The sequence below is a fragment of the Micromonospora chalcea genome (genome assembly GCF_002926165.1).
GTDB classification, from domain to species: Bacteria; Actinomycetota; Actinomycetes; order Mycobacteriales; family Micromonosporaceae; genus Micromonospora; species Micromonospora chalcea.
This window is the reverse complement of sequence record NZ_MAGP01000013.1, coordinates 108,979-117,138: the sequence shown is the minus strand read 5'-3', so window position 1 is coordinate 117,138 and position 8,160 is coordinate 108,979. Positions and strand designations below refer to the sequence as shown.

Genomic DNA, 8,160 nt, shown 5'->3' with positions numbered 1-8,160 from the left:
GGTTCCGGGCGCGGTGCTGTGGGGCAGCGTGTCCGGCGGGGGTGAGACGCGGGTGCTGCCGGACGGGTGCCTGGACCTGCTCTGGTCCAGCCGGTCCGGGCTGCTGGTGGCCGGTCCGGACCGCACCGCGCACCTGTCGCGGTCCGCGCCGGGGGACCGGCGGACCGGGCTGCGCCTGCCGCCGGGCACCGGCCCGGCCGTGTTCGGCGTGCCCGCCGAGGAGCTGCGCGACCGCCGCGTACCGCTGGCCGACCTGTGGGGCCGCGCCGCCGCCGAGGTGACCGAGCGGGTCGAGGCGGCGCTGGCCGCGCCGGGCGACGAGGCCGCCGGGGTGCTCACCCGGGTCGCCCGCGACCGGCTGCGCGCGGCCGGCGGCCCCGACCCGGTCGGCGCGCGTGTCGCCGCCCGCCTGGCCGCCGGGGCCACCGTCGCCGCGACCGCCGCCGAGGTCGGCCTCGGCGCGCGGGCCCTGCACCGCCGCAGCCTGACCCTCTTCGGGTACGGCCCGAAGACGCTCGCCCGCATCCTGCGGATGCGCCGGGCGCTGGACCTGGCCCGCGCCGGCGCGCCGCTCGCCGAGGTGGCCGCGCGCAGCGGGTACGCCGATCAGGCCCACCTGACCCGCGAGGTGCGGGAGCTGGCCGGGGTGCCCCCGTCGCGGCTGCTCGCCCCGGCCACCGCCTGACCGGCCGCCTTTCAGTCGCCCGCCGGCAGCGGGGCGTACAGGTCCACGCCGTTGCCGTCCGGGTCGTGCAGGACCGCGTACCGCTGGCCCCAGAACGCGTCCCACGGGGGCAGCTCCCCGTGGTGGCCGGCGGCGGTCAGCTCGGCGTACCAGCGGTCCACCTCGGCCGGGTCGGCGCACCGGAAGGCCAGGCTCATCCGGTTGTTGCCGCCGGACGGGTCGAAGTCGGGGTGGAAGCTGCGGATCACCTCGACCGTGTCCCAGGCCAGCCGTACGCCGTTCGGCAGGGTGACCTCCACGTGCCCTTCCGTCTCGGCGCCGGCCGGGATCGGCAGCCCCAGCCGCCGGTAGAAGTCGAGTGTGCGGGCCATGTCGGTGACCACGGCCCCGACCAGATCGAACTGCGGTGTCATGGCGTCACGGTAGGCGCGACCGGTCCGGCCCGTCTTGAACGGATCGGACGGGGGACGAGTGGCCGGTGTGGCCCCGCGTGCGACGCCCGAGGCGTTACCGTGGGGGACAAGTCCGGCGCGAAGCACGAAAGCTCGCATTCCGGGCGCGCACTGACGACCGGCGACGGAAGGAAGCAGCCGTGACCCACCTGGCCTACCTGGACGCGGGATCGGGCAGTCTCATCGTGCAGGCGGTGGTCGGCGGCGTGGCCGGAGTGGCCGTGGCCGCCAAGCTCTACTGGCGCCGCCTGGTGTCCCGGTTCCGCCGTCAGCCCAGCGACCAGGGCCCCACGGCGTGACGGTCCCCGACACCGGCGTCCGCGTCGAGCCCGGCTCCTTCCGCGACCCCGGCAACCGGGTGTTCCACCGGGGCGAGGAGGTGCTGCGCGGGCTCGACGAGCGCTCCGCCCGGGACTGGCGTGCGCTGTCCGTCACCGACTTCTTCCGCCGCGCGGCCGAGCGGGGGCAGATCGTCGCCACCGAGGAGCTGACCCCGACCCCCGTCGACACGCAGTGGGCGGCGGTGCTGCGGCACGAGCGGATCCCGTTCGTCTCGCACCCCTACGAGTGGTCGTACGCGATGCTGCGCGACGCCGCGTTGCTGCACCTCGACGTGCTGCGCGCCGCCCTGGAGGCCGGCTTCACCACCAAGGACGGCTCGGCGTACAACGTGCAGTGGCGCGGCGCGCGACCCGTCTTCATCGACGTCGGCTCGTTCGAGGCGCTGCGCGACGGCGAACCCTGGGCCGGCTACCGGCAGTTCTGCCAGACGCTGCTCTACCCGCTGCTGATCCAGGCCCACCTCGGGCTGGACTTCCAGCCGTTCCTGCGGGCCCGCGTCGACGGCGTCGAGCCGGACCAGATGCGCCGGCTGTTCGGCGGCGCCCGGCGCTGGCGGGCCGGCGTGCCCACCCACGTGCACCTGCACGGCGCGATGCAGGCCCGCAACTCCGCCGCGAGCACCACCGACGTCCGCGCCCAGTTGCGCGCCGCCGGCTTCTCCCGCGAACTGGCGCTGGCCACGGTACGCGGGCTGACGAAACTGGTCCGCCGCCTCGACCACCGGCCCGGCGACAGCCACTGGGCGGACTACCAGCGCACCTGCGCGTACTCGGTGCCGGACCGGCAGGCCAAGGAGGAGTTCGTCGACCGGGCGGTGGCCGCCGTCGGTGGAGGCTCGGCGCTGGACCTGGGCGCCAACGACGGCCGGTACGCCCGCATCGCCGCCCGGCACGCCACGCACGTCGTCGCGGTCGAGCAGGACCCGGCGGTGGTCGACACGCTCTACCGCGCGCTGCGCGACGAGGGCGAGACGCGGATCCTGCCGCTGGTGATGGACCTGGCCGACCCGTCGCCCGGCGGCGGCTGGCGCGGCGTCGAGCGGGCCGCGTTCGCCGACCGGGCCCGCGCCGACGTGGTGCTCGCCCTGGCCGTCGTGCACCACCTGGCGATCGGGCGCAACGTGCCGCTGCCCGAGGTGCTGGACCAGCTCACCGCGCTCACCGCCACCGGCGGCAGCCTGGTGGTGGAGTTCGTCCACCCGGACGATCCGATGGCCCGCCGCCTGCTCGCCAACAAGCCCGACGGCCTGTTCCCGGACTACCGCCGCGACGCCTTCGAGGCGCTGCTGGCCCGCCGGGGCCGGGTGGTCGCCCGCACCGAGCTGCCGTCCGGCACCCGCACGCTCTACCAGGTGGTGGTGGGTGGCTGAGCGCACCCTCGCGCCACCCCGGGACCACACGGCCGGCCCGGACCGGCGGGAACGCCCGCCCTGGTGGCGGTCCGAGCTTGCGCGGCTGGCGGAGGTGACGGCGCTGGTCGGGCTGGTGGTGACCCAGCCGCTGCTCGACGTGCTCGGCCGCAGCCCCGACTTCTTCCTGTTCCACCGCGCGTCCCGGGGCGACGTGCTGCTCCTGGTCGCCCTGATCGCGCTCGCGCCGACGGTACCGTTCGCGCTGCTCGGCGCGCTGGCAGTGCCCGCCGGACGCCTTATCCGGGCCGCCGTGCACACCACCTTCGTAGGCCTGCTGCTCGCCGCGCTGGCCGTCCAGGTCGGCCGGCACGTCACGCCGCTCCGGGGCGTACCCCTGCTCGTCGTCGCCGGTGTGGCCGGAGCCGCCGGGGCGGCCGCGCACCGGCGGTGGCGGGCGCCCCGGCGGGTGCTGCGGGTGGCCGCCGCCGGGCCGCTGGTGTTCGTCGGGTTGTTCCTGTTCGCCTCGCCCGCCTCGGCGGTGGTGCTGCCGCGCGGCGAGGGCGGCGCGGCCGGGATCGGCGGCGCGGGCGCGCACCCGCCGGTGGTCATGATCGTGCTGGACGAGCTGCCGCTGGTCTCCCTGCTCGGCCCGGACGGACGCATCGACGCCGAACGCTACCCGAACTTCGCCGCGCTCGCGGCCGGGTCGACGTGGTACCCCAACGCCACAGGTGTCAGCGGCTGGACGCCCTACGCGCTGCCGGCGATGCTCACCGGGCGCTACCCGGAGCAGGGCGCGGCGCCGCACTACTCGCAGTACCCGGACAACCTGTTCACCGCGCTCGGGGGCCTCTACCGGATCAAGGCCGAGGAGAGCATCACCCGGCTCTGTCCGCCGAGCCGCTGCGAGCAGGCCACCACGCCGGAACAGGGGCTCGGGGTGCTGGTCCGGGAGAGCGGCAAGCTGATGGGCCGGATCGCCGCGCCGGTGGACAGCCGCGTCGACCCGGAGGACTCCTACCGCGAGCGGACCGCCGCCGAGGCCGGGCTGGACGCCGCCGAGCCGGTGCCGGACGACCCCAAGTTCCGCTGGGACACCCTCGACGACAACCAGCCGGCCCGGTTCACCTCGTTCCTGGCCGGGCTGCGCCCCGACCCCCGGCCCACGCTGCACTTCCTGCACCTGCTGATGCCGCACTCGCCGTGGGCGTACCTGCCGTCCGGGGCGCACTACGCCGCACCGGAGGACCTGCCCAACGACGGGACCGGCTGGGTCGACCTGGCCCGCGCCCGGCACCTGGCCCAGCTCGGCTACACCGACCGGCTGATCGGCGAGACGCTGCGGACGCTGCGCGCCACCGGCCTCTACGACAAGGCGCTGGTGGTGGTCACCGCCGACCACGGGGTGAGCTTCCGGCGGGACTGGCAGGGGCGGGGGATGGACGCCATCGAGCACGCCGCCAACGAGGTGGCCTGGGTGCCGATGTTCGTCAAGGAACCCGGCCAGCGCGCCGGCCGGGTGGACGACCGCAACTGGGAGCACGTGGACCTGCTGCCCACGATCGCCGACGAGACCCACATGCGGGTGCCCTGGCAGATGGACGGCCGGTCGGCCGAGGCGGCCCCGCGCGAGCGAGCCGACAAACGCTTCTACGACCGCCCCGGCCAGCCGGTGACGATCACCGGCGGGGTGCCCGCCCCGCTCCCGCCGCCGGCCGCTGATCCGCTCGTCGGGACCCGGGTCGGGAACGTGCCGGTGGGCGGGTCCGCCACGGTGGCGAACCGGGACGCGTTCGACGCGGTCGACCCGGCGCGCGGCGGCCTGCCCGCGCTGGTCTGGGGGACGGTCCCGGACGACGTGCCCGACGGGACACGGCTCGCCGTCGCGGTGAACGGCACGGTCGGGGCGGTGGCGCCGGTGGTGCCCCCGGACGCCGGTGGCCGGCGGTTCGCGGCGTTCCTCCCCGACGACCGGCTCTTCGCCGCCGGCGCCAACCGGCTCGACCTCTACCGGGTCGGCGACGACGGGGCGCTGCGGCGGCTCACGCTGTCGTGACGGGCCCCCGGCCGGCGCCCATGGTCGCGCTCCCAACCGGTTTCCGAACCGCCTGGCCGGGAAACAGGTGACGCACACCTCACCCTCAAACCATGACGAGCGGTGTTCTCCGCGCCGTGATTACGGTAGAAGCGAAGGCAATTCAACGAAGATCTTGCCGGCGAAGCGAGGAACAGATGACGGAAGTCAAGCTCGACCACCCCGGTGGGCAGCTGTCGATGCCGGTGCAGTCCGCGGTTGAGGGCCCCGCCGGGATCGGGGTGAGCAAGCTGCTCAAGGAAACCGGGATGACCACGTACGACCCCGGTTTCGTGAACACCGCGTCCTGCTCGTCCGCCATCACCTACATCGACGGTGATGCCGGCATCCTGCGGTACCGGGGTTACCCGATCGACCAGTTGGCCGAGAAGTCCTCCTTCCTGGAGGTCTCCTACCTGCTGATCTACGGCGAGCTGCCGACCCAGGCGCAGCTGTCGGAGTTCAGCGAGCGGATCCGGCGGCACTCGCTGCTGCACGAGGAGATGCGCCGGTTCTTCGACGGCTTCCCCCGTGACGCGCACCCGATGGCCGTGCTCTCCTCGGCCGTCAGCGCCATCTCCACCTTCTACCAGGACAGCCTGGACCCGTTCGACTCCGAGCACGTGGAGATGTCCACGGTGCGGCTGATGGCGAAGGTCCCGACCATCGCCTCGTACGCGTACAAGAAGTCGATCGGGCAGCCGCTGCTGTACCCGGACAACTCGCTCGGCTACGTCGAGAACTTCCTGCGGATGACGTTCGGCGTGCCGGCCGAGCCGTACGAGGTCGACCCGGTGGTGGCCCGGGTGCTGGACATGCTGTTCATCCTGCACGCCGACCACGAGCAGAACTGCTCCACCTCCACCGTGCGGCTGGTCGGCTCCAGCAACGCCAACCTGTTCGCCTCGGTCTCGGCCGGCGTGAACGCGCTGTTCGGCCCGCTGCACGGCGGCGCCAACCAGGCCGTGCTGGAGATGCTCCAGAAGATCCAGGCCGACGGCGGCGACGTCCGCTCCTTCGTGCAGAAGGTGAAGGACAAGCAGGACGGCGTGAAGCTGATGGGCTTCGGGCACCGGGTCTACAAGAACTACGACCCGCGTGCCGCCATCGTGAAGAAGGCCGCCCAGGACGTGCTCGGCCGGATGTCCAAGCCGGACCCGCTGCTCGACCTCGCGGTGCAGCTGGAGGAGATCGCGCTCGCCGACGACTTCTTCGTGTCCCGCCGGCTCTACCCGAACGTGGACTTCTACACCGGCCTGATCTACAAGGCCATGGGCTTCCCGACCAAGATGTTCACGGTGCTGTTCGCGCTGGGCCGCCTGCCCGGCTGGATCGCACAGTGGCGCGAGATGATCAACGACCCGGAGACCAAGATCGGTCGCCCGCGGCAGATCTACACCGGCGCCACCGAGCGGGCGTACGTCCCCGCCGACAAGCGCTGACGCAACCCCGGCGAAAGGCCGCCGCCCCCACCCGGGGGCCGGCGGCCTTTCCCGTACGCGCCCCCCGCCTCGCCTCGCTCCCGCCCTAGCTGCCGTTGATCTTGCACTCAGTGCCCCGGCATCTCGGGCATTGCGGCCCTACTGAGGGCGCTAAGTGCAAGATCGCGGGGGAGAAGGGGCGAGGGCGGAGGGCTAGCGGAGGCCGGCGGCGGTGAGGAGGTTGCCCTCGGGGACGCGCGGCGTGGGCCGGCCGTGTGTCATGCGGTGCTGGGCGCGGGCGGCGGTGAACGACGGGTCGCCGGCGATCGCGGCGGCGTACGCGGCAGCCGTGCGGGACGCGATGGCCGCCCAGCCGTACCGCTCGTGGACCATGGCGCGGGCCCGCCGGGCGAGCACGCGGGCCCGGTCCCGGTCCGACAGCAACGCGTGCACCGCCTCGGCGAGCCCGTCCGGGTCGTGCGGGGCGAACGTCATCCCGGTGACGCCCGGCTCGACGATCTCGGCCAGCCCACCGGTACGGGCCACCGCCAGCGGCGCGCCCGCGGCGGCCCCCTCCAGCGCCACCATGCCGAACGGCTCGTAGATGCTGGGCACCGCGAAGCAGTCCGAGGCGGCCATCACCGCGGGCAGGTCGGCGCCGCCGAGGAACCCGGGCATGCTGACGGTGCCGCCCAGCCCGAGGCGGTGCACCTCGGCCTCCAGGTCCGCCCGGTACGGCCCGTCGCCGACGATCACCGCGCGCAGCCCGGGGTGCCGGTCGCGCAGCCGGGGCAGCCCGGCCAGCAGGTGCTGCACGCCCTTTTCGTACACCAGGCGGCCGGCGAACGTGACCAGCGGGCCGTCGGCGGCGAACCGCGCCCGGGCGGCGGCGACCGCCGACGCGGGCACCCGCCAGCGGTGCGGCTCGACGCCGTTGGGCACCACGTCGACGCGGGCGGCGTCCACGCCGAACAGCGCGCCCACCTCGTCGCGCATGTACCCGGAGCACACGATCACGCGGCCGGACTCGCCGGCTAGCCAGTGCTCGACGCCGTGGATGGTGCGGTTCATCTCCTCCGGCAGCCAGCCCTGGTGCCGCCCGGCCTCGGTGGCGTGGATCGTGCTGACCAGCGGCACGTCCAGGTGCTCGCGCAGCGTCATCGCGGTGTGCGCGACGAGCCAGTCGTGGGCGTGGATCACGTCGTAGGCGCCGGACGAGGCGGCGCGCAGCGCGGCCCGCGTCAGCGTGTGGTTGAACGCCATCGTCCAGGCCAGCAGTGACCCGGTCGCCAGGGGGAAGGTGACCGGGTCCTCGGCGGCGCGGACGATACGGACGCCGTCGGCGTACTCCTCCAGGGGAGCGCCCTCGGCGTGGCGGGTGACGACCGTGACCTCGTGCCCGGCGGCGGCCAGCGCGACGGACAGCGCGTGGACGTGGCGGCCGAGGCCACCGACGAGCACCGGCGGGTACTCCCACGACAGCATCAGGATGCGCCGGGTCCGGGGCGCGGCCCCGGCCGGCGACGGCGGGGCCGGCCGGGAGGTGAGAGTGGGCCGGTGGAGCCGGTCCGTCGCGGTGGCGGGCTGCGCGCCGACCCGCAGAGTGGTCACGTCGATCTCCGTCCATGCAGGGTGAGGCACGCCGGCAGCGGTGGCGGCGTCGAGCGGTGGTGAGGGATGGCCGAACGGCCGGGCTGGCCCGCGGGCGCAGGTCCGCATCCAGGAAAGTCCATAGGCGGCCGGCGCGCATCTCGAAAAGGGCGATCGTGACGGATGACACCCGAACATCTATCCGTTCGCACGAGGGCGGATTCGGTTACGGTCCGAACGGGTGG

7 protein-coding genes are annotated in these 8,160 nt (G+C 74.3%); 5 read left to right on the top strand and 2 right to left on the bottom strand.

Translation table 11 applies throughout. The features are described 5' to 3' along the window. The coding region (locus tag BAW75_RS03000; RefSeq protein WP_104112545.1) for a helix-turn-helix transcriptional regulator at positions 1-685 on the top strand (685 nt) is incomplete at its 5' end. A gap of 11 nt (positions 686-696) precedes the next feature. On the opposite strand, the gene BAW75_RS02995 is transcribed toward BAW75_RS03000, so the two are convergent. Beyond that, positions 697-1,098: a VOC family protein gene (locus tag BAW75_RS02995; protein ID WP_104112535.1), complete on the bottom strand. Its 402-nt coding sequence runs from the start codon at positions 1,096-1,098 to the stop codon at positions 697-699. 179 nt (positions 1,099-1,277) lie between these two features. On the opposite strand from BAW75_RS02995, the gene BAW75_RS32215 reads away from it, so the two are divergent. From BAW75_RS32215 to BAW75_RS02980, 4 genes are all read left to right on the top strand, one after another. Beyond that, positions 1,278-1,436, top strand: a complete 159-nt coding sequence (locus BAW75_RS32215; protein WP_166456093.1) for a hypothetical protein — start codon at positions 1,278-1,280, stop codon at positions 1,434-1,436. Next, the gene (locus BAW75_RS02990) at positions 1,433-2,848 is read left to right on the top strand and encodes a class I SAM-dependent methyltransferase (protein ID WP_104112534.1); all 1,416 of its coding nucleotides are present in this window, start codon (positions 1,433-1,435) and stop codon (positions 2,846-2,848) included. Before BAW75_RS32215 ends, BAW75_RS02990 begins: the two co-directional genes overlap by 4 nt. Continuing rightward, the gene (locus BAW75_RS02985; RefSeq protein WP_104112533.1) at positions 2,841-4,886 is read left to right on the top strand and encodes a sulfatase-like hydrolase/transferase; all 2,046 of its coding nucleotides are present in this window, start codon (positions 2,841-2,843) and stop codon (positions 4,884-4,886) included. The genes BAW75_RS02990 and BAW75_RS02985 overlap by 8 nt, the downstream gene beginning before the upstream one ends. 176 nt (positions 4,887-5,062) lie before the next feature. After that, positions 5,063-6,346 carry a citrate synthase gene (locus BAW75_RS02980; RefSeq protein WP_069089839.1) on the top strand — a complete coding sequence of 428 codons (1,284 nt, stop codon included), beginning with the start codon at positions 5,063-5,065 and terminating at the stop codon, positions 6,344-6,346. 192 nt (positions 6,347-6,538) lie between these two features. Here the strand turns inward: BAW75_RS02980 and BAW75_RS02975 are convergent, their stop codons facing one another. After that, positions 6,539-7,936: a glycosyltransferase family 4 protein gene (locus BAW75_RS02975; protein ID WP_104112532.1), complete on the bottom strand. Its 1,398-nt coding sequence runs from the start codon at positions 7,934-7,936 to the stop codon at positions 6,539-6,541. Between the last annotated feature and the right edge of the window lie 224 nt (positions 7,937-8,160).

Excerpts from the sequence above, each read along its gene's own strand:
- BAW75_RS02995 (WP_104112535.1), bottom strand. The coding sequence starts at position 1,098 with ATGACACCGCAGTTCGATCTGGTCGGGGCCGTGGTCACCGACATGGCC.
- BAW75_RS02980 (WP_069089839.1), top strand. The coding sequence starts at position 5,063 with ATGACGGAAGTCAAGCTCGACCACCCCGGTGGGCAGCTGTCGATGCCG.